At 64.3% G+C, this 18322-nt stretch carries 18 protein-coding genes and 1 pseudogene; 12 read left to right on the top strand and 7 right to left on the bottom strand.

All coding sequences use genetic code 11. The features are described 5' to 3' along the window. Nucleotides 1–40: 40 nt before the first annotated feature. Nucleotides 41–460 (bottom strand): PPOX class F420-dependent oxidoreductase, encoded by a 420-nt coding sequence (locus ACQPW1_RS37225; RefSeq protein WP_433657164.1) that lies wholly within the window; start codon nt 458–460, stop codon nt 41–43. A gap of 96 nt (nt 461–556) precedes the next feature. Here ACQPW1_RS37225 and ACQPW1_RS37220 point away from each other — a divergent pair, with 96 nt between their 5' ends. Then, nucleotides 557–1438 (top strand): AAA family ATPase, encoded by an 882-nt coding sequence (locus tag ACQPW1_RS37220; RefSeq protein ID WP_433657162.1) that lies wholly within the window; start codon nt 557–559, stop codon nt 1436–1438. Nucleotides 1439–1446: 8 nt separating this feature from the next. On the opposite strand, the gene ACQPW1_RS37215 is transcribed toward ACQPW1_RS37220, so the two are convergent. Further along, nucleotides 1447–1851: a hypothetical protein gene (locus ACQPW1_RS37215; protein ID WP_433657160.1), complete on the bottom strand. Its 405-nt coding sequence runs from the start codon at nt 1849–1851 to the stop codon at nt 1447–1449. A 272-nt stretch (nt 1852–2123) separates the two neighbouring features. Here ACQPW1_RS37215 and ACQPW1_RS37210 point away from each other — a divergent pair, with 272 nt between their 5' ends. Next, nucleotides 2124–3545: a vWA domain-containing protein gene (locus ACQPW1_RS37210; RefSeq protein ID WP_433657158.1), complete on the top strand. Its 1422-nt coding sequence runs from the start codon at nt 2124–2126 to the stop codon at nt 3543–3545. A 118-nt stretch (nt 3546–3663) separates the two neighbouring features. Here ACQPW1_RS37210 and ACQPW1_RS37205 read toward each other — a convergent pair whose 3' ends face one another. Continuing rightward, on the bottom strand, nt 3664–4956 hold the full coding sequence (locus ACQPW1_RS37205; RefSeq protein ID WP_433657156.1) for a DNA cytosine methyltransferase: 1293 nt from the start codon (nt 4954–4956) through the stop codon (nt 3664–3666). Between the two features lie 268 nt (nt 4957–5224). On the opposite strand from ACQPW1_RS37205, the gene ACQPW1_RS37200 reads away from it, so the two are divergent. The 4 genes from ACQPW1_RS37200 to ACQPW1_RS37185 all read left to right on the top strand — a co-directional run bounded on the left by ACQPW1_RS37200 (nt 5225) and on the right by ACQPW1_RS37185 (nt 8829). After that, nucleotides 5225–5728: a very short patch repair endonuclease gene (locus ACQPW1_RS37200; protein ID WP_433657154.1), complete on the top strand. Its 504-nt coding sequence runs from the start codon at nt 5225–5227 to the stop codon at nt 5726–5728. 35 nt (nt 5729–5763) lie between these two features. After that, nucleotides 5764–6540, top strand: a complete 777-nt coding sequence (locus ACQPW1_RS37195; protein ID WP_433657152.1) for an NgoMIV family type II restriction endonuclease — start codon at nt 5764–5766, stop codon at nt 6538–6540. A 414-nt stretch (nt 6541–6954) separates the two neighbouring features. Further along, on the top strand, nt 6955–7749 hold the full coding sequence (locus ACQPW1_RS37190; RefSeq protein ID WP_433657151.1) for an HNH endonuclease: 795 nt from the start codon (nt 6955–6957) through the stop codon (nt 7747–7749). A 228-nt stretch (nt 7750–7977) separates the two neighbouring features. Further along, nucleotides 7978–8829, top strand: a complete 852-nt coding sequence (locus tag ACQPW1_RS37185; protein WP_433657149.1) for a hypothetical protein — start codon at nt 7978–7980, stop codon at nt 8827–8829. Between the two features lie 76 nt (nt 8830–8905). On the opposite strand, the gene ACQPW1_RS37180 is transcribed toward ACQPW1_RS37185, so the two are convergent. The 4 genes and pseudogenes from ACQPW1_RS37180 to ACQPW1_RS37165 all read right to left on the bottom strand — a co-directional run. Beyond that, on the bottom strand, nt 8906–9925 hold the full coding sequence (locus ACQPW1_RS37180) for a Gfo/Idh/MocA family protein (RefSeq protein ID WP_433657147.1): 1020 nt from the start codon (nt 9923–9925) through the stop codon (nt 8906–8908). A 61-nt stretch (nt 9926–9986) separates the two neighbouring features. Continuing rightward, entirely contained in the window at nt 9987–10991 is a 1005-nt protein-coding gene (locus ACQPW1_RS37175) for a LacI family DNA-binding transcriptional regulator (RefSeq protein ID WP_433657145.1), read from the bottom strand. Nucleotides 10992–11281: 290 nt separating this feature from the next. Next, on the bottom strand, nt 11282–12370 hold the full coding sequence (locus ACQPW1_RS37170; protein WP_433653973.1) for an IS3 family transposase: 1089 nt from the start codon (nt 12368–12370) through the stop codon (nt 11282–11284). Continuing rightward, nucleotides 12262–12504, bottom strand: a pseudogene (locus ACQPW1_RS37165) (transposase); the annotation flags it as partial. The pseudogene ACQPW1_RS37165 and the gene ACQPW1_RS37170, both read right to left, overlap by 109 nt. Before the next feature lie 72 nt (nt 12505–12576). Here ACQPW1_RS37165 and ACQPW1_RS37160 point away from each other — a divergent pair. The 6 genes from ACQPW1_RS37160 to ACQPW1_RS37135 are packed head-to-tail and all read left to right on the top strand — an operon-like array spanning nt 12577 to nt 18286. Further along, nucleotides 12577–13473 (top strand): TIM barrel protein, encoded by an 897-nt coding sequence (locus tag ACQPW1_RS37160; protein ID WP_433657143.1) that lies wholly within the window; start codon nt 12577–12579, stop codon nt 13471–13473. 19 nt (nt 13474–13492) lie between these two features. Then, nucleotides 13493–14488 (top strand): sugar ABC transporter substrate-binding protein, encoded by a 996-nt coding sequence (locus tag ACQPW1_RS37155; RefSeq protein WP_433657142.1) that lies wholly within the window; start codon nt 13493–13495, stop codon nt 14486–14488. Nucleotides 14489–14506: 18 nt separating this feature from the next. Further along, entirely contained in the window at nt 14507–15559 is a 1053-nt protein-coding gene (locus ACQPW1_RS37150; RefSeq protein ID WP_433657140.1) for an ABC transporter permease, read from the top strand. Continuing rightward, nucleotides 15556–16386, top strand: coding sequence for an ATP-binding cassette domain-containing protein (locus ACQPW1_RS37145; protein WP_433657138.1), 831 nt, complete (start codon nt 15556–15558; stop codon nt 16384–16386). The genes ACQPW1_RS37150 and ACQPW1_RS37145 overlap by 4 nt, the downstream gene beginning before the upstream one ends. 34 nt (nt 16387–16420) lie before the next feature. Further along, nucleotides 16421–17359, top strand: coding sequence for a 5-dehydro-2-deoxygluconokinase (iolC, locus tag ACQPW1_RS37140; protein WP_433657136.1), 939 nt, complete (start codon nt 16421–16423; stop codon nt 17357–17359). Between the two features lie 33 nt (nt 17360–17392). Beyond that, nucleotides 17393–18286, top strand: a complete 894-nt coding sequence (locus ACQPW1_RS37135; RefSeq protein WP_433657134.1) for a Cgl0159 family (beta/alpha)8-fold protein — start codon at nt 17393–17395, stop codon at nt 18284–18286. The last annotated feature ends 36 nt before the right edge of the window (nt 18287–18322 follow it).

Here is an 18322-nt window from a genome sequence, read left to right as displayed (position 1 = left end):
TCAACGGGACATGGTGGTGGCATCGTGCTCAGGTGGTCACCTACTCGACGTTGCGCGCACCACCATCGGGGTCGGCCGGATCGAGGTGCCAGCTCCGGATGCGGCGGGGGTGAATTCGGATGATGTCGTTGGAGAACCATTCGGGCGCGACCGGCGGAACGTCTACCGTCAGCGTTTCCACCACGCCACGGATTTCGACTCCGCGTCCCCAACCCGGCTTGACTGCGTCGGGCTCGTCGGGAGTCATGTCATCGATCAGCAGGCTGACCTGAGGGTTGGCCAGGATGTTGCGATAGCGTTGCGTCGCAGCATGATTCGGGCCGCCGATATCGATGGTGTCGTCGGGATTGAGGCGGAAGCCGAGCGGGACCACCTGCGGCGCCCCCTCGGATGTGACGGTAGCGAGGCGGGCCAGACTCTGACCCGCGAGGTAGGTGCGTTCGACGTCGGTGAAACTCATAACGCGACCCTAGAACCTCAATCGCAGTTCAGATCAACCCCGACTGGCCGATCTCGAGTCGAGACCACCGAATCCGGGCGATCTAGACTCTTACTGATGAGTAAGTTCTTCGGCTCCGTCGACGAGGTGACCCGGCGGCTCACCGATGCCGGGTACCTCCCGTCCATCGACATCGCCACCGCCGTCTTCCTCGCCGACCACCTCGGCAAGCCCCTCCTGATCGAGGGGCCCGCCGGCGTGGGCAAGACGGAACTGGCCAAGGCCGTCGCCACCGCGTCGACCGCCGACCTCATCCGCCTGCAGTGCTACGAGGGCATCGACGAGGCTCGCGCCCTCTACGAGTGGAACCACGCCAAACAACTCCTCCGCATCACCGCCACCGACCACGAGGCTTGGGACAGCACCCGCGATCACGTCTTCACCGAGGAATTCCTACTCGCCCGCCCGCTACTCGCCGCCATCCGCAACCCGAACCCCACCGTCCTGCTCATCGACGAACTCGACAAAGCCGACGTGGAGCTCGAAGGCCTACTACTCGAGGTACTCGGCGACTACCAAGTGAGCATCCCCGAACTCGGCACCATCACCGCCGTCCGCAAGCCCTTCGTCATCGTCACCTCCAACGCCAACCGCGACCTCTCGGAAGCGTTGAAGCGCCGCTGCCTCTACCTCCACATCGACTACCCCACAGCCGAATTGGAACGAGCTATCGTCCGCATGAAGGTCCCCGAACTAGACGAAGCCTTGGGCGAGCCGGTAGTCCGCGTCGTCGGCGCGTTACGCGAACTCTCCCTTCGCAAACCGCCCTCGATCGCCGAAACCGTCGACTGGGCAAGAACTCTCGTAGCCCTCGGCACTCGCTCCCTAACCGGCGGCGTCATCCGCTCCACCCTCGGCGTGCTACTGAAATACCAAGCGGACCACCGCATTGCGTCCGAACGCCTGTCACTGGACTCCGATGACGGGGCGGAGAAGTGAGTGTTCGGTCAGTAGTCGCAGAGCTTGATCCATTCGAAGTTGCCGTTGCGGTCGTCGAGGTTGCTGGAATAACCGCGACTCTCGAGCAAGAACAGTCCGGCACCCTCGACGTAAGGGACAGCGAGGTCGAAGTCGCTGGCGCGGTAGACGATCCACTTGCTGTCTCGGGCACCCAGCATGCGCGCGTTTTCGGCGGCATCGAGGAAGCCCATGAAGGAGAAGCTGTGGTCCTCCCAGGACCCGACGGTGCCGTCGTAGTCGGGGAAGGCGAACTGGTACGTATGCGCGTAAAAGTAGCCCCGGTGCTCCGCCGAGCCGGAACAGCTTCCAGAGGTGGAGTCGGCGTGGGCCGGCCCGATACCGGTCAGCAGGGTGGCCACCACAGCCAAGAACGTGAACAGAACTCGCTTCATAAAACCCACGCTAAAGCGCCAACTTGTCTTGCCGATCATCACAACATCATCAGCGACTCACTCGACTGGCCGTACCCTGCCAACACCGAGTTCTCGGCGGAATCCGGAGCGTGGGGCATAGCGACCGCCGACCACAACGCGGCCGAACTCGTGGTGTCCGCGCCGAGCACCACGGCACGGATCGCAAGCCGGGGTGCGGAGACCGTCGATCACCGCGCGTCCGAGCGATTCATGTTGTCCCCGACCGTCATGGTCCGAATCGAGGCAGCGGCATGACGTCTACCCGCCGCGGGTCAACTGCTCCGCAACAGCCCTCCGACACCATCACTGATCGCCTCGTCGAGTTCGTCGGCCTACTCCGCGACCACGGAATCACCGCAGGCCCCAGCGAAACCATCGACGCCGCAGAAGCAATGCTCGCCCTCGGCCTGTCCGACCGAAACCGACTGCGCTCGGGGATGGCCGCCTGCCTCCTCCGCCGCAACGGTCAACGCACCGTCTTCGACCAACTCTTCGATCTCTACTTCCTGACCACCGAACAGCCGCAGCCCACCGCCCCCGCAACGCCGGAATCCATTGAGTCACTGCGAGATCGACTAGCCGCCGCACTCATCGAGGACGACCCGTCCGCCGCCACCGACCTCGCCCGCCAAGCGCTGACCCAACTCGGCGCCTACGGGGGAGCGGGCACCGGCCAGTCCGACACCCCCGTCACCACCGCCTCCGGCGCAGGCTGGTCCTCCTACCTGACCATGCGAGCCCTCAACCCAGAAGACCTCATCGCCCGCATAGTCGCAAACACAAGCGGCGCAACCGAACTCGACGCCGCCGTCCGCACCATCGAAGCCAACCGCCGCCTCACCCAATTCCGCACCGCCGTCCAAACCGAGGCCCGCCTACGCTCCGGCCAACTCCGCGGCACCGAATACATCGCCCGCCGCGGCGTCGAATCCAGCACCGACCAGATCGATTTTCTCGGCGCCCGCGAACAAGACCTAGCCGAAATGCGCCGCCTAGTAACCCCTTTGGCCCGCAAACTAGCCACCCGCCTAGCCGCTCGCCGCCGCAAGTCCGTCCGCGGCCAAATCGACATGCGCCGCACCCTCCGCCGTTCCATGTCCACCGGCGGCGTCCCCATCGATCTCGTCCTCCGCTCCCGCAAACACGGCCGCCCCGACCTAGTAGTCCTAGCCGACCTCTCCGGCTCCGTAACCGGCTTCGCCGAATTCACCCTCCAACTAACCCAAGCCCTCCAAGACCAATTCACCAAGGTCCGCAGCTTCGGCTTCGTCGACACCTGCGACGAAATCACCGACTACTTCACCCCCGGCGAACCCCCCGCCCCCGGCACCGCCACCCGAATAGTCCGCGACGCCAACGTAGCCCGCTACGGCAGCTCCAACTACGGCGAATCCCTCCAGGGTTTCGTCGACAACTACCTAGACGCTCTAGGCCCCCGAACCTCCCTCCTAATCCTCGGCGACGCCCGCACCAACCGCACCTCCCCCAACCTCCCCGCCCTCCAAACCATGTGCGCCAGAGCCAAACACGCCTACTGGCTGAACCCAGAACCCTCCCGCTCCTGGTCCACCGGCGACTCCGCCGCCAACATCTACGCCGAGCACATCACCATGCACGAATGCCGCAACGTCAAACAGTTAGCCGAAGTCGTCGGCCGACTCTTGCCCGCCTGACGGGGATGAAGGCACTGGCATCGATCGCAAACATCCACGCGGACGGACCAAGCCCTGTTCCTAGTTGGACTCCTGGCACGCTGCTACAGGACAGTGAAGCTGGAGTCGCTCACACAGGTCAACTCTGTGCCGCTGCTTCTGTGTCCCATAGCCCAATCTGCCCCTGTGCGGAATTGTCGGGCACAGGCTTGCTCGGCCGTCGGCGCTTTGGTTGCGCAGGATCTGGAGACTTGCGGCTGAGTCGGCGCGCTGCCATATCGATTGGCTCGGTACCCTGCTGGTCGCGCTTTCGCGCCGCGTTCAGCACCTTGATAATCGACTCACCCACTGCCTTCGCCACGGGCGGTGGGAACGCATTTCCAACCTGGCGGTACTGCGCGGTCTTTCCGCCAGAGAAGTCCCAATTGACTGGGAAGCCTTGAATGATGGCAGCCTGTCGTACTGTGAGCATCGGTCCATCAGGGCCGAAAAGATCTCGGTTTTCGGTATGCTTTTCCAAGCAGGTCTTGATGTCATTCGCGACGCCCATACCCGAGATTCCCAGCTGCTTCCAAGCGGTTTTCGCTCGGCTCGGCCCGAGATCGGCACCGCCGTGCTTCTTCGAACCGCCGACAATCGTGGGGGCGATACCTCCACCTTTGCCTTTGAGCTCAACATCGCGTTCGCGCGCCTTGTTCCGCCAGCGTTCGAAAGCCGCGTGAGCTTGCTCCGAGTGCGGCCCGTCGAAATAAGGCGCGAACCGATCGTGCATCGATTGCTCGAGACTCGTCAGAACGCTGACCGGATTTGTGTCTTTCCCCTTCGGCAACTCGTAGTCGAGATCTCCGATTACTTCTTTCCGGAACGCGACCAAGATGGCCCGGGGTCGAAGCTGTGGAACGCCGAAGTCGGCAGCCTCCAAGACTTCCCACCGAGGTTCGCAATAGCCTAGGTTTATCAGTCTGCGCTTGATCTCATGACGATATTCTTCGAATTTCGGATCCATGAGCCCGCGGACGTTCTCGATCATTACTGCTCGCGGTTCAAGGATCTTGACAAGCTCCAGCATTCGAGGAAAGAGATCTCGCTCATCATCTTTGCCCAATTGCTTTCCGGCGTGCGAGAAAGGCGGGCACGGTACGCCGCCGGCGAGCAAATCGAGCCCGTGCTGCTGCAGCAGTTCAACGCTCCGCTTCTTCATCGCGTCGGCATCGGCGTCGGCTTTGTAGGGATCGAAGTCCTTGACGTCCGTCCCAACGATGCTGCAGTTTTCCCTCTCCCAAGCCCACAGCTGATGGTCCTTGATGTTGAGCTTGAGGGTTTCGACCGCATGTGTGTCGATTTCGACCAGTGCCAAATGACCGAAGCCAGCTTGATGTAGACCGACGGCCTGACCGCCGGCACCGGCGCAGATCTCGATCGACGTGAACACGCGTTCCTTCGACCCCTTGGGTGCGCGCTTCGATGCATCTCGAGTCATGTCTGCGGCCCGTCACCGCAAATCAGCAGGCTTACCATGCGATCCACCATCACTGCGTCCTCGAGGATCTGTTTGCTGGCGCAACTCTCTCTGACGCGAAGATCGGTCACGCTGATGCCTTTCGGTGCGGAGGCCAAGATCGAGTGGTGGTGTGTGCGGGAGTATCTTTCAGTACTACACCCGCCAGCACTACACTCGCCTGCCTCGAACTGTGACAGATGTGACTGAGGAACGATCGGAAAGCGCCAGGAGCAGAGCGCACGAGCGCGGTCTCTACCCTGCTCCCCTCAATGAGGGGCGTTCCCGCAACATGCGAGCCAACCGCCGAACCGGCACCAAGCCGGAGATCGCGCTGCGGAGTGCACTGCATCGGCTGGGCTACAGGTATCGCAAGGACTTCAGGCTCGACCTCGGCTCGATGAAGGTCCGACCGGACATCGTCTTCACGGCGCGCAAGGTCGCGGTCTTCGTGGACGGCTGCTTCTGGCATGTCTGCCCGGAGCACGGTCGGCAGCCGACGACCAACGAATGGTATTGGACGCCAAAGCTTCGCCGGAACATCGAACGCGACCGTGCCGCGGATGTTGCCTTGACGGAGGCGGGTTGGCAGGTGGTCCGCCTGTGGGAGCATGAGACTCTGGAGAAGGCTGTGACCGCAGTCACCAGCGTCTTGGAGGGCGGACCCGAACATGTGAGCGATCATATGGGATCGACCCGAAGTTGATCGAGAGACGCTCCGGGCACGCTAGATTTGCCGGTGTGAGCGCCTCCTTCAGGACGGAGTTGCTGGGCTGGAAGCCGAGCAAGAAGAACAAGCTCGGCTGGAAGTGGGTTCCCAACTCTGCTGATGTCGACAATCCAACGAGCTTGCGGCTCGCAGCACATGTTCTCGAGCAACTCGGCGATCCGGACCCGAACACGGCCGAATTGACACCTGAAGTGCCGCCAGCGAATCCGGGTGGGCTACTCGAGGTGCAAGTGCTGGCGAACTTGTCCAACGAATTGCCGGTGTTGGACCCTTGTCGCAAATGGGACTTTGCTCGAGGAAAGAGCATCGTCGGCTACGCGCAATACCAGCACCTAGCTGGTGTGGACGCCGCGATCGCCGATGATCCGAATCTCAGGGTGACGCTGGGTACTGACTACCTCATCAAACCCGATGTGCTGGTTGGGCTGTACGGAACATCAACCATGACACCGCATCCGTGGTTGCACGCTGCGATCGCGTGTAAGTGGACGATTCGGTCAGATCGAGTTCAGAACATCCGCCACGAGAACGGCAACATGATCAGACACAGGCGCGGGCGGCTGCCCCACCTGGTGACTGTGACAGCTGAACCGCTGCCGACACGGCTCGCCGCGATCGCACGTGGAACGGGTGAGGTCGATGCGACATATCACATCACCTATGACGAGCTGGCGAACGCTGTTGCTGCCCACAGCAGTTCGGAACAGAAGGCGGCGTGGGAAGAGGTAACCAAGCAGGGGCGATTGCTTGACTACCGGAGCCTTGCGAGGTCGTTGGTGGAGTGGTAGCTCCCTCCTTGCTGCACGACCTATCGCCGCGAGTCTTTCTGCCGGTCGGGCATATTCTCCCGGTGCGCTGTTTCAGTCGGCCCTTGCAGGTCGACGCCAGGCCGGGCGCCAAATGTTCTCTGTCTGCCGCACGGAGGGTCCTGTCATGAATTGCCATCTGGCGCTATACGATCCAGCTTGGACATTCGCCCAAGATGAGGAGACCGCTTTGGCGGGCGCGGAGCTCGATTGAACGTGCCCGGGGGAGAAGCGTCCGGTACCGGCAGTTCCGCTCACCTCCAAGGATGACGAAGAGATGACCCTGACACACGCCAACATTGGCAGCCATCTGTCCCCGTCGGCCGATGTTGCTGGTGCTCCCCTCGGTGCCGTGCTTGCATACCAGTGTGAGCTGGGAAACGCGGCGGTCGCCGCATGAGCAGCGCCAAGGAATTCCCCGCGGACGCATACGCACCTAACGGTGAACCCTGGTGGCTACTGAAATACGCGCCCAACACGAGGCAGCGTTACGGCGCTGAGCGCAAGATCGCTGCCTGGCTGTATTTCAACAAGAGCATCGGTGATCGGTTCACTCTCCGCGAACTTCGTGAAGCGATCAGCACCGACAACCTCGCAAACGATCAGGAGCATTTCAATCGTCGGATGCGCGAGCTGCGCAAGCTGGGCTGGCGGTTGCCGTCGTCGCAGGAAGATGCACAGCTGAAGACCGATGAGTACAGGGTCGTGCGAAAGGGATGGCAACCTGGTGCTGGGCCCAGGCCGAAGACGGCTGGTCAGATCAGTGCGATCCTTCGGCGGCGCGTGCTCGAACGCGACGGCTACAGGTGCGTCATCTGTGGCGTGGCCAATGGGGAGCCATACCCGGATCCGCCGCCGGGCAACGCAGTGTTGTCCATAGGACACCGAATTCCGCGGGAGCTCGGTGGAAGTAACGACGCCGACAACTTGCAAGTCGAATGCAAGCGATGCAACGAACCTGTGCGCGAAGAGGTCGGCCTCCCCGAGACTCTCGAAGAATTGTATGCCCAGGTCAAGGGTCTCAAACGGGCAGAAAAAGTGACGATGCTGGAGTGGCTTCTCAACGGAAGAAGGACACGGTCGAGTCTGGATGCACTCTACGACCGCGCCCGTCGGCTGAACCCCAGCGAGCGGAAGCAGTTAGCCGCTCGACTCAAGGTCGCCACCGGTCAGCAGCCCACCACTGGCTAGTAGGCGACACCTCGTACTCCACCCAAGCGGCCAGACCACCGACATGAATCGAATGGGGTCTGGTTTCATGTCTGCGCTGCACCGGGCATTGCTCTGTTCCTCAGGCTCACCAGCTCAAGGAAGAGATTGGCCACTGGCTAACAACGGGTTGTTCGCCCACAGAGTAGTTGAGGGCTACTTGTCGTTGCCCTGTCGTAGCTTGGGCGATAAGGCGATGTAAACGGATGAGTGGAGCGGGCCTCCGAGCTCGAGGTGGTTGACATGACAGTGGAAGTCAGCGGTGGCGACGTCGTGCGGGTCTTCGGTTCAACAGGGAAGGCTCGCAGCAGACTCCGGTGGTGGAAGACCATACCGGGCTGCGAGTACGTCGCTGAGGAGGTCCTCGGGCATGTCAGCTCCGCCATCTTCGACGTCGAACCTGAGACGATCCAGCAGCTCGAAACCGAGCATCCGCTCGGTGAATTGCGTGAAGACTTCGACAGCACAGTCCACCTCATCAGAGACTGGCGCCCGGACTTCGCATTCGCGCACCTATTTCACTTCTGCCTGGAAGATCTGGGCAGAGTCTTCAGCTGGCAAGAGTTCCGCGACGACTGGAGCGCCAGACCCGCCAAGCGCCCCTGGCTATGGGATCCCGCCAAGGCGATGCAACGTCGGGCCGCAGATCACCTCATGGAACGAAATGGTTTCACCGAGCGCAGGGCACTGGCTGCCGCACACGACGCGTTGCAGTGGCGCGTCGGCACGTTCTACTACTCATTCCTGCGCGAGGCCTACGCATTGAGCTGGCTTCGCAGACAGGGCCTTCCCGCACTCTCCCATCCGCTCGCCGATGCGCTCTTCCGCGCCGACCTGTGGTGCGGCAGTGCTGTTGTCGGCATCTACATCGAGAACCCCAACTACCGAAGCGGAGCCGAGGGGCGTAAGCATCCGGCGCAGTACTATCTCGAAGATCAGCGTCACTTCAGCTTCGTCGACCTGCGAATGGCCAAACCCGCAGAGTTCGGTACGGTCGCATTGCCTACCGACGAAGAGATGCAGATTTGTGCGGACACCCTGCGGGCGACGCTTCCTACTTAGCAGGGAATGTCGCTGAGTCGGTGGTGTCGACAACCGGCCTTCGGGACGTTCGCGGCCGGTTGTCGAAGATCTGGGATCAGCGGCGGACTTCGGCGACTTGTACTGCACGTTCTTTGCGGCGGGAGAGTTCGCACGCCTCGGCGACGTAGAAGGCTTCGAGGGCATCTGTTGGGCTGCAGGGGTTCTCGAGGTTGCCGTTGACGACTGAGATGAAGGCTACGAGTTCGTCGGTGTAGGCGCGGCGGAAGCGGTCCATGAAGCCGGGGTAGGCGGGGAAAGTGGAGGGGATGTAGTCGGGTTCGACTGAGGTCAAGGGGGAGCGGTCGTCTAGGCCGACTATGGCGTTTCCTTTGGAGCCGAGGGCCTCGAGGCGGACGTCGTAGCCTGCGCCGTTGTAGCGGGTTAGGGAGACGGTGGCGAGGGAGTTGTCGTCCAAGCGCAAGAGGATGGCGGCGGTGTCGACGTCGTTTGCGGCGGTGAAGAAGGGGTCGCCTCGGTTGGCGCCGGTGGCGTAGACCTCGGTGATTTCTCGGCCGGTTACCCAGCGGATTATGTCGAAGTCGTGGACGCCGCAGTCGCGGAAGATGCCGCCGGAGCGGGGGATGTAGTCGGCGGGGGGTGGGGTGGGGTCGAGGGTGGTGGCTCGGAGGGTGTGGAGCCAGCCTAGGGAGCCGGAGGCTATTGCGGTTCGGGCGGCTTGGTAGCCGGCGTCGAAGCGGCGTTGGAAACCGATTTGGACTGGGACGGAGGAGGTTTGGATGTGGGTGAGGACGGCTAGGGTGCCTTCGATGTCGGCGGCTACCGGCTTTTCGCAGAAGACGGGGATGCCTGCGTCTACCGCTCTGGTGATCAGTTGGGGGTGGGAGTCGGTGGCGGTGGTGATGATGAGGCCGTCGAGGTCGGCGGCGAAGAGGGTGTCGAGGTCGGGGGCGAACTCGAGGCCGAGTTTGGTTGCGGTGGTGCGGGCTCGGTCGGGGTCGGCGTCGGCGACGATGACGTTGGCTACGTTGGGGAGGTTTTTGAGGGTTTCGGCGTGGGAGGTGCCGATGCGGCCGGTGCCTGCGAGGCCGAGGGTGACGGCTTTGTGGGATGTCATCGACTTTCCTCCTGGTGAAATCTCGACGTGCAATGGGGAACTGCCTGGGGCAGGGGGAGTTTCAGTTGGTGGGGGTGCTGGTCGTCGCGCGGACGACGAGGGAAGGCTGGAGGCGGCGACGGACCGGTTCGGTGCGGTCGGCGCGTAGGCGTTCGACGAGGGCTTCGATTGCGAGGCGGCCCATTTGGACGCGCGGCTGGTCGATGGTCGTCAGGGAGACGTGGCGGAGGGCGGCGAGGGAGGTGTTGTCGTAGCCGACGATGGAGACGTCGTCGGGGACGTGCAACCCGGCCTCTTCCAGGGCGGACATGGCGCCGACGGCGTTGAAGTCGTTGCCGCACACCAGGGCTGTGGGGAAGTTGTCGCGGGTGAAGATGTTCAGGAGCTTCTGTACTGCGGCTATACCGGCGGAGTCGGTGTGTTCGCTTGGGATGACCATCGGCTCGAGGCCGTGCCGTTCCATCGCGGCGCGGTAGCCCTTGCGGCGGGGGGCCGCGGTGAACGCGCTGCCGCCGTCGAGGTGCACGATGCGTCGATGGCCAAGGGACGCAAGGTGATCCACGGCTAGGCCAGCACCGACTTCACCGTCGTCGTTGACGGTGTCGACGTCGGCGATGGCCGAGCTGCGGGACACCAGCACGAGCGGGGCCTGTTGTGCCGCATCGCGAATGGCGGCGGCGGGCAGGATGGGGGAGAGCAGGATGATGCCGCCGGGGCGGAACGCGAGCAGGCTCTCCAGGGCGGTGCGCTCGCGGGCGGCGCTGCGACGGCCGGTGTTCAGGATCAGCTCGAGGCCGGATTCCTGTGCGGCGCTGTCCATTCCCTCGACGACGTCGGCGAAGAAGGCGTTGCGCAGGTCGGAGACCATGACGCCGACGATGTTCGAGGTTCGGCTGGCCAGTGAGCGGGCCATGATGTCCGGTTGGTAACCGAGGTCTTTGGCGGCTTCCAGCACGGCGCGGCGACGGTGATCGCTCACCTTCGGTGAGTTGCGCATGACGAGCGAGACGAGGGCGCGGGAGACGCCGGCGCGTTCGGCGACGTCTTCCATGGTCGGTCGCGCCATGTCGCCTCCGTTCCGCATTCGGTGATCCGTGCAGTGTCGGACGTTACAAGGTTGGAGCGCGCTAATCAATAGAGCGCTCTAATCGGACTTTCTTCGTATCCGAGTTTCCCGCTGTTTCCGCTGGAAGGCGGTATATCAGCTGGTAGTAGCGATATTATGGGCAACGGAGCGGCTCTTGACACACTATGACCCACGTTACATAGTTGGAGCGCTCCAATCGCGTGGAGCGTTCAACTCGACATCGAAGGTCGGAGAAGTCCTGAGGTTCCCCCCAAATGGTGGACGGGGGGTTATGCGGCCGAAGTGGCCGCGAGGAGTGACCGCTCATAATTGTCGGGGCTGAGCATCCCGATCGTGGAGTGGCGTCTTCTACTGTTGTAGAAATTCATCCATTTGTCAACTGCTGCAACGAGTTCCGCTTTGGTGGCGAAGGTGTGTCGATAGTAGTATTCGTGTTTGAATGTCGACCACAGGCTTTCCGCGCCGGCATTGTCCCAGCATATTCCGGTCGATCCCATGGATCGGCGCAGACCGTGCCGATCGCAGGCGGCAGCCATGTCGTTGGCGGTGTACTGGCTACCTCGGTCCGAATGCAGAACCGTGCCCGCACACGACCCGCCACGCGCCGCTACCGCCCGGTCCACGGCGTCGGTGACCATCTCGGTCCGCATGTGATCGGCCACGGTCCAGCCGAGCACCTTCTTGGAATGCTCGTCCTTGATCGCGCACAGGTACATATCGCCTTCACCGCAAGTCAGATAGGTGATGTCGGAAACCCAGACTGCGTCTACACGGCCCTGGTCGAAAAGACGTTGCACCAGGTCGTCCGGGAACGACGCGGTCGGGTCCACGATCGTGGTCCGCACCTTGAAGGTGCGCGGGCTGATCCCGGCCAGCCCGATCTCGGCCATGATCGCCGCGACCGTCTTCTCCGACACCCGATCACCGCGATCGCGCAGCTCGGCGGTGATCCGCGGAGCCCCGTAGGTCCCATCGGAGTCTTTATGGACGGCAAGGATCTTCACCGTCAAGTCGGCGCGCCGCTGCTGCCGATCGGTCAACACAGGGGCCGTCTTCCGCTTCAGGTACGCGTAGAACCCTGAGGTCGATACACTCAACAACCGCGCCATGCGCGTGATATCGGCTGTGCTGCCGTTGATTTCGGTGGCGGCGCACTGCGCTGCCATCAGCTCGAACCGGGCCGGTTCTGCTGCATCGCCGCGAAGTACGCGCTCGCTTTTTTTAGGAAACTGACGTCTTTCTCCAGCTCGCTGACCTGCTTGCGTAACCGGAGCAACTCTGCCCGCTCGGCCGGGCTCAACGGCTGCTCGCCGTGTACCTCGGCCGCCGCTATCCGGCGGCGTTCGTCTTGGACCCATTTAGCGAGAAGGCTTTCATGCAAACCCAACTCGCCAGCCACCGCGGCGATCGTGCGACCGGAATCGATCACCCGATGCGCGGCCTCGACCCGGTACTCGGCCGTGAACGACCGGCGCTTCCGAGACGATGACATACTGGACATCCTTCCAGCAGGACCGCGATCCCGCTAAATCGGTGTCCACTGCTTGGGGGGAGCCTCATCCTGATGACCGAACCGCTCTACCCGCTGCGCATCGCGGCCGCCCCCATCTCCTGGGGAGTGTGCGAAGTTCCCGGCTGGGGTCACGTGCTCGACGCGCACACCGTGCTCTCGGAGATGGCCGCGCTGGGCCTGTCCGCGACCGAACTCGGCCCGCCGGGCTATCTTCCGCGCGACCCGGACGAATTACGCTCGCTGCTGGCGACATTCGGCATCTCCTCGGTCGGCGGATTCTTGGCGCTGGTGCTGCACGCGGACCCGGAGCTCGCGCTCGCGGAGGCGAAGGAGAACGCCGCGCTGTTCGCCGCGACCGGCGCCGACGTGCTCGTGCTCGCCGCCGCGACCGGGCTGGGCGGATATGACGCCCGTCCGCGGCTCAGCGCGGACGAATGGCGCACGCTCATCGACACTTCCGCCGCGATCCGCGACATCGCCGCCGAGCACGGACTGCGCACGGTGCTGCATCCGCACGTCGGTACCCACGTGGAGACCGAGACCGAAGTCGAACGCTTCCTTGCCGATTCGGATCTCGACATCTGTCTCGACACCGGCCACCTGCTGATCGGCGGCACCGACCCGGTGCTGCTGGCGCAGCGACATGCCGATCGGATCGGGCATATTCACCTGAAAGACGTCCGCAACGCGGTAGCCGACGAAGTACGCGGCGGCGCACTGGAATACAGCGAGGCCGTACGTCGTGGGCTGTATGTCCCGCTGGGCGAGGGCGATGTCGACATCGCCGCCCTGGTCAGCAGCATGCAGGCCGCCGGTTACGGCGGCTGGTACGTGATGGAGCAGGACACCGCCCTGCAGCCCACCGACTCGGCGGAGCTGCCGAGCCGGGATACCGAACGCAGCCTGCGCCACCTCGCGGCGCTCGCGACTTCCGCCGCACGAATCTAGTTGGGAAGTGATGACAACGATGTCTCTTCGAGTTCGCCGAGGGTGGCAGCGATCGCGCCGCTTGGTGCCGTGGCTCGCCGCCGCCGCGGTGCTCGCCGCGTGTAGCGGGCCGGGCGCCGACGTGGCCGCGCCGACCAATTCCCCTGTCGCCGCAGGCAAATTGAACTCCGTCGCGGTGGTCACGCACGGCAGTCCGGGTGACGCGTTCTGGAACGTCGTCAAGAACGGCGCGGAGGCGGCGGGTAAAGACCTCGGCGTCCGGGTCGAATACAACTCGGCCGGTGATCCGGGCCAGCAGGCGAAGCTCATCGACAACGCGGTCGCGCAGGGTGTCGACGGGCTGGTCGTCTCGATGGCAAACCCTGACGCGCTGCGGCCCTCGATCGAAAAGGCCAGGGCTGCAGGCATTCCGGTGGTGACGATCAACTCCGGTGAGAGCGAGAGCGTCAAGTACGGCGCCATCGGCCATGTGGGACAAAGCGAGTCGCTAGCCGGGCAGGCGGCGGGCAAGCGCCTCGCCGACGCCAAGAAGACCAAGCTGCTCTGCGTGATCCACGAGGCGGGCAATATCGGCGCCAACCAGCGTTGCGAGGGGGCGACCAAGGCCTTCGGCAACGGCACGACGCTGCAGGTGGACATCAACAACCCGACCGACGCCCAGTCCCGGATCAAGGGCGCGCTGGAGGCGGACAAGTCCATCGACGCTGTGCTGACGCTGAATTCGCAGGTCGCCGCACGCGCGGTGGACGGGGTGAAGGAGGCGCAGTCCGGCGCGATGGTCGCGACGTTCGACCTCAATACTGATGTGGTCGAGGCTATCCGCGCGGGCAAGCTGCTGTTCGCGGTCGACCAGCAGCAGTACGAGCAGGGCTATCTGCCCGTGGTGTTGCTGCAGGCATACCGGACGAACCTGAACACCGTCGGTGGTGGCACACCGGTGCAGACGGGTCCGGCCTTCGTCGACAAGAACAACGTCGATGCCGTCGCCGCGCTCGTGGCACAGGGCACGCGCTGAGGTCAGGGAGTAGATGAAATGACTGTTGCCACAAAGACATCCGAGGCCGACCCGGCCGCCGAGCCGAAGGGACCGACGCTGATACAGCGGATGGTCGTGCGGCCGGAGATCGGTGCCGCGCTCGGCGCGCTCCTCGTATTCGTGTTCTTCTCGATCATCACCGATCGCTTCCTGAGTCCGCTGGGCGTCGCGACCTGGCTGGATGATTCATCAACCCTCGGCATCATGGCGGTTGCCGTGGCGCTGTTGATGATCGGCGGTGAATTCGACCTGTCGGCCGGTGTGATGACGGCGTCGACCGCGTTGGTCACCGCACTGCTCGCGGTGCACGCGGGCTGGAACGTCTGGTTCGCCCTGCTGGCCTCGCTGGTGCTCGCGCTGCTCGTCGGTGCGTTCAACGGGTGGCTGGTGATGCGCACCGGGCTGCCGAGCTTCATCGTCACGCTCGGCACTTTCCTTGCGCTGCAAGGACTGAACCTCGGCGTGACGCGGCTGGTCACCGGAACCGTTCAGGTGTCGGGGATTCGGAGCGCGGACGGCTACAACTCGGCCGGTTGGGTGTTCGCCTCGACACTGAACATCGGCGACGCTCGCATCCAAGCCTCGGTCATCTGGTGGATCGTGCTGACCGTGATCGCCTCGATCGTGCTGGTGCGCACCAGGTTCGGCAACTGGATCTTCGCGGTCGGCGGCGCGCTGCAGAACGCGCGGGCGGTGGGTGTGCCGGCGAATCGGACGAAGATCGTGCTCTTCATGACCACGGCGTTCGCCGGTTGGGTCGTCGGCTCGTGCAGCATCCTGCGGTTTGCCAGTGTGCAGGCGAATCAGGGTGTGGGGCTCGAGCTGCACTACATCATCGCCGCGGTTGTCGGCGGCTGCCTGCTGACCGGTGGTTTCGGTTCGGCGGTCGGTGCCGCGATCGGTGCGCTCATCTTCGGCATGGCGCGTCAGGGAATTGTGTTCGCGCGCTGGGACAGTGACTGGTTCATGCTGTTCCTCGGCGTGCTGCTGCTGGCGGCGGTGTTGGTCAACAACAGATTCCAGAAGCGAGCCGAAAGGGTACGCCGATGAGTGAAACATCGCGAAGCGATTCGACGAGCGGCGGTGACCAGGCGACAGGTGCGCCGACCCCACTCATCGAGGCCGTTGGTATCGGCAAGAGCTATGGCGGCGTTGTCGCGCTGCAGGACGTGTCCACCGTGGTGAACGCGGGCCAGGTCACCTGCATCCTCGGCGACAACGGCGCGGGCAAGTCGACACTAATCAAGATCCTGGCGGGCGTGCACCAGCACGACCGCGGCGAGTTGCGGATCGACGGACAGCCGGTCCGATTGTCCTCGCCGCGTGCGGCTTTGGACCATGGCATCGCGACCGTCTATCAGGATCTGGCGGTGGTGCCGCTGATGAGTGTGTGGCGTAACTTCGTGCTCGGCTCGGAACCCACCACCGGCCCGTTCCGGCTGCTCGACCGCCGCAAGGGCCGCGAGATCGCCCGACAAGGGTTGGCGGACATGGGCATCGAGATCCGTGACATGGAGCAGCCGGTCGGCACGCTGTCCGGCGGTCAGCGGCAATGCGTCGCGATCGCGCGGGCCGTGCACTACGGCGCCAAGGTGCTGATCCTGGACGAGCCGACCGCCGCGCTCGGCGTGAAGCAGGCCGGAGTGGTACTGAAATACGTTGTGCAAGCGCGCGATCGCGGGCTCGGGGTCATCCTGATCACGCACAACCCACACCACGCCTTCCCGGTCGGTGATCGGTTCCTGCTGCTCAAGCGCGGCACGGTGCTCGGCTCGTACGAGAAGGACGAGATCGACCTGTCGGAGCTCACGCGGCAGATGGCGGGTGGCGCCGAGTTGGACGCGTTGCAGCACGAACTGCAGCGGGTCGTGTCGTGAATCGAACGCGCGAAGCGTTGCGGAAGGTGCTGTCGTGACCGGTCTGGAAGCGTTGACGATCGGCCGCGTCGGCGTCGATCTCTACCCGCAGCAGAGCGGTGTCGGCCTCGCCGAGGTCGAGTCCTTCGCGAAGTTCCTGGGCGGCACCGCGACCAACGTCGCGGTCGCCGCCGCGCGACTCGGCCGCCGCAGCGCGGTGCTGACCAAGGTGGGGCCGGACGGCTTCGGCGACTACGTGCGAACAGCGTTGGCGGACTTCGACGTATCGGCCAGCTATGTGGGCACCGCGCCGGATCTCCTGACGCCCGTGGTCTTTTGCGAGCTGAAGCCGCCCGCCGATCCGCCACTGCTGTTCTATCGTGCGCCCATCGCCCCGGATCTCACCATCACCGAGGACGAGGTGCCGTGGGATGTGGTGGATTCGGTTCCGCTGCTGTGGGTTACCGGCACCGGGGTGAGCGCCGAACCCGGACGCACCACTCAGCGCCGGATTCTCGAGCGACGCGACCGGCGCGGGCACACCGTGCTGGATCTCGACTACCGGCCGATGTTCTGGCCGGACATCGACACCGCCCGGTCCGAGATCGGCTGGATGGTCGATCACGTCAATGTCGTCGTGGGCAACCGCACCGAGGTCCAAGTCGCCGTGGGGACAGCCGATCCCGACGAGGCGGCCGACCGGCTGCTGGCGCGCGGTGTCCGGCTCGCGGTGATCAAGCGCGGCGCCGAGGGCGTGCTCGTCGCCACCGAGTACGAACGCTGGACGGTGCCGCCGTGCCGCGTCGAGGTGGTCTGCGGGCTCGGGGCGGGCGACGGATTCGGCGGTGCGCTGATCCACGGCCTGCTCTCGGCCTGGGATCCGCACCGGATCGCCACCTACGCGAATGCGGCTGGCGCCCTGGTGGCGTCGCGGTTGGCGTGCGCGGATGCCATGCCGACCAACTCGGAGATCGAGGAACTGCTGTGCCGTTGACGCGGCGAGCAATACAGAACTGGAGGAACTACGGTGCATTTGACCGACGAACGCTGGCGTGAGCTGCTGCGCGTCCGCGCGACGGACCCGGCGGCGGTCGAGCGGGCATATGCGAAACGGGTCCGTCGCCCGAACCTGTTGGCGGACAAGGACACCCTGTTCCTGATCGCCGCGGACCACCCGGCCCGCGGCGCCCTCGGCGTCGGCTCGGACCTGACCGCGATGGCGGACCGGCGCACGCTGCTGGAGCGGCTGCTGATCGCGCTGGCGCATCCGGACGTCGACGGTGTGCTCGGCTCCCCGGACGTGGTGGAGGAGCTGTTGCTGTTGGATGCCTTGGACGACAAGGTCGTCATCGGCTCCATGAACCGCGGCGGACTGGCGGGTGCGGAGTGGGAGATCGATGACCGCTTCACCGGATACGACGCGGACTCGCTCGCGAGATTCCGGCTCGACGGCGGCAAAATGCTGCTGCGCCTTGTCGATTCCGACGCGGGCACGGTGCCGACGCTGCAAGCTTGCGCGCAGGCGGTCTCCGAACTCGCGGCCAACGGACTCATGGCGATGGTCGAGCCACTGCCGTACCACCGCAACGAATCCGGCGCACTGGTTATGAGCAAGGACGCGGCATCGCTGGCCCGCGCCATCACAGTCGCTTCCGGCCTCGGCGTCACCTCCGCCTACACCTGGCTGAAGATCCCTGCCCCGCAAGACATCTCGGTTCTCGATGCTACGACACTGCCGGTCGTCGTCCTCGGCGGCGCTCCCTCCGGCGACCAGGTCGCCGATATCGCGTACTGGGACGGCGCTCTCGGCCACGACGTGGTTCGCGGTCTGGTAGTCGGCCGAACCCTGCTCTACCCGCCCGATGGCGATGTCGGCACCGCGGTCGACGCGGCGGCCAAGATGCTGAAGGAGACCCGATGAATCGCGGCCACCTCCCGAACCCCGTCGGCGGACGCG

The organism is Nocardia sp. CA-128927 (genome assembly GCF_050955855.1).
GTDB lineage: Bacteria > Actinomycetota > Actinomycetes > Mycobacteriales > Mycobacteriaceae > Nocardia.
The sequence above is the reverse complement of the archived record's forward strand: the minus strand, read 5'-3'. Positions and strand labels throughout refer to the sequence as shown.

What these genes read in the sequence shown, in the direction of transcription:
- ACQPW1_RS37225 (WP_433657164.1), bottom strand. Translation starts at nt 460, where the DNA reads ATGAGTTTCACCGACGTCGAACGCACCTACCTCGCGGGTCAGAGTCTG.
- ACQPW1_RS37220 (WP_433657162.1), top strand. Translation starts at nt 557, where the DNA reads ATGAGTAAGTTCTTCGGCTCCGTCGACGAGGTGACCCGGCGGCTCACC.
- ACQPW1_RS37215 (WP_433657160.1), bottom strand. Translation starts at nt 1,851, where the DNA reads ATGAAGCGAGTTCTGTTCACGTTCTTGGCTGTGGTGGCCACCCTGCTG.
- ACQPW1_RS37210 (WP_433657158.1), top strand. Translation starts at nt 2,124, where the DNA reads ATGACGTCTACCCGCCGCGGGTCAACTGCTCCGCAACAGCCCTCCGAC.
- ACQPW1_RS37190 (WP_433657151.1), top strand. Translation starts at nt 6,955, where the DNA reads ATGAGCAGCGCCAAGGAATTCCCCGCGGACGCATACGCACCTAACGGT.
- ACQPW1_RS37180 (WP_433657147.1), bottom strand. Translation starts at nt 9,925, where the DNA reads ATGACATCCCACAAAGCCGTCACCCTCGGCCTCGCAGGCACCGGCCGC.
- ACQPW1_RS37175 (WP_433657145.1), bottom strand. Translation starts at nt 10,991, where the DNA reads ATGGCGCGACCGACCATGGAAGACGTCGCCGAACGCGCCGGCGTCTCC.
- ACQPW1_RS37170 (WP_433653973.1), bottom strand. Translation starts at nt 12,370, where the DNA reads ATGGGTCCAAGACGAACGCCGCCGGATAGCGGCGGCCGAGGTACACGG.
- ACQPW1_RS37160 (WP_433657143.1), top strand. Translation starts at nt 12,577, where the DNA reads ATGACCGAACCGCTCTACCCGCTGCGCATCGCGGCCGCCCCCATCTCC.
- ACQPW1_RS37155 (WP_433657142.1), top strand. Translation starts at nt 13,493, where the DNA reads ATGTCTCTTCGAGTTCGCCGAGGGTGGCAGCGATCGCGCCGCTTGGTG.
- ACQPW1_RS37150 (WP_433657140.1), top strand. Translation starts at nt 14,507, where the DNA reads ATGACTGTTGCCACAAAGACATCCGAGGCCGACCCGGCCGCCGAGCCG.
- ACQPW1_RS37145 (WP_433657138.1), top strand. Translation starts at nt 15,556, where the DNA reads ATGAGTGAAACATCGCGAAGCGATTCGACGAGCGGCGGTGACCAGGCG.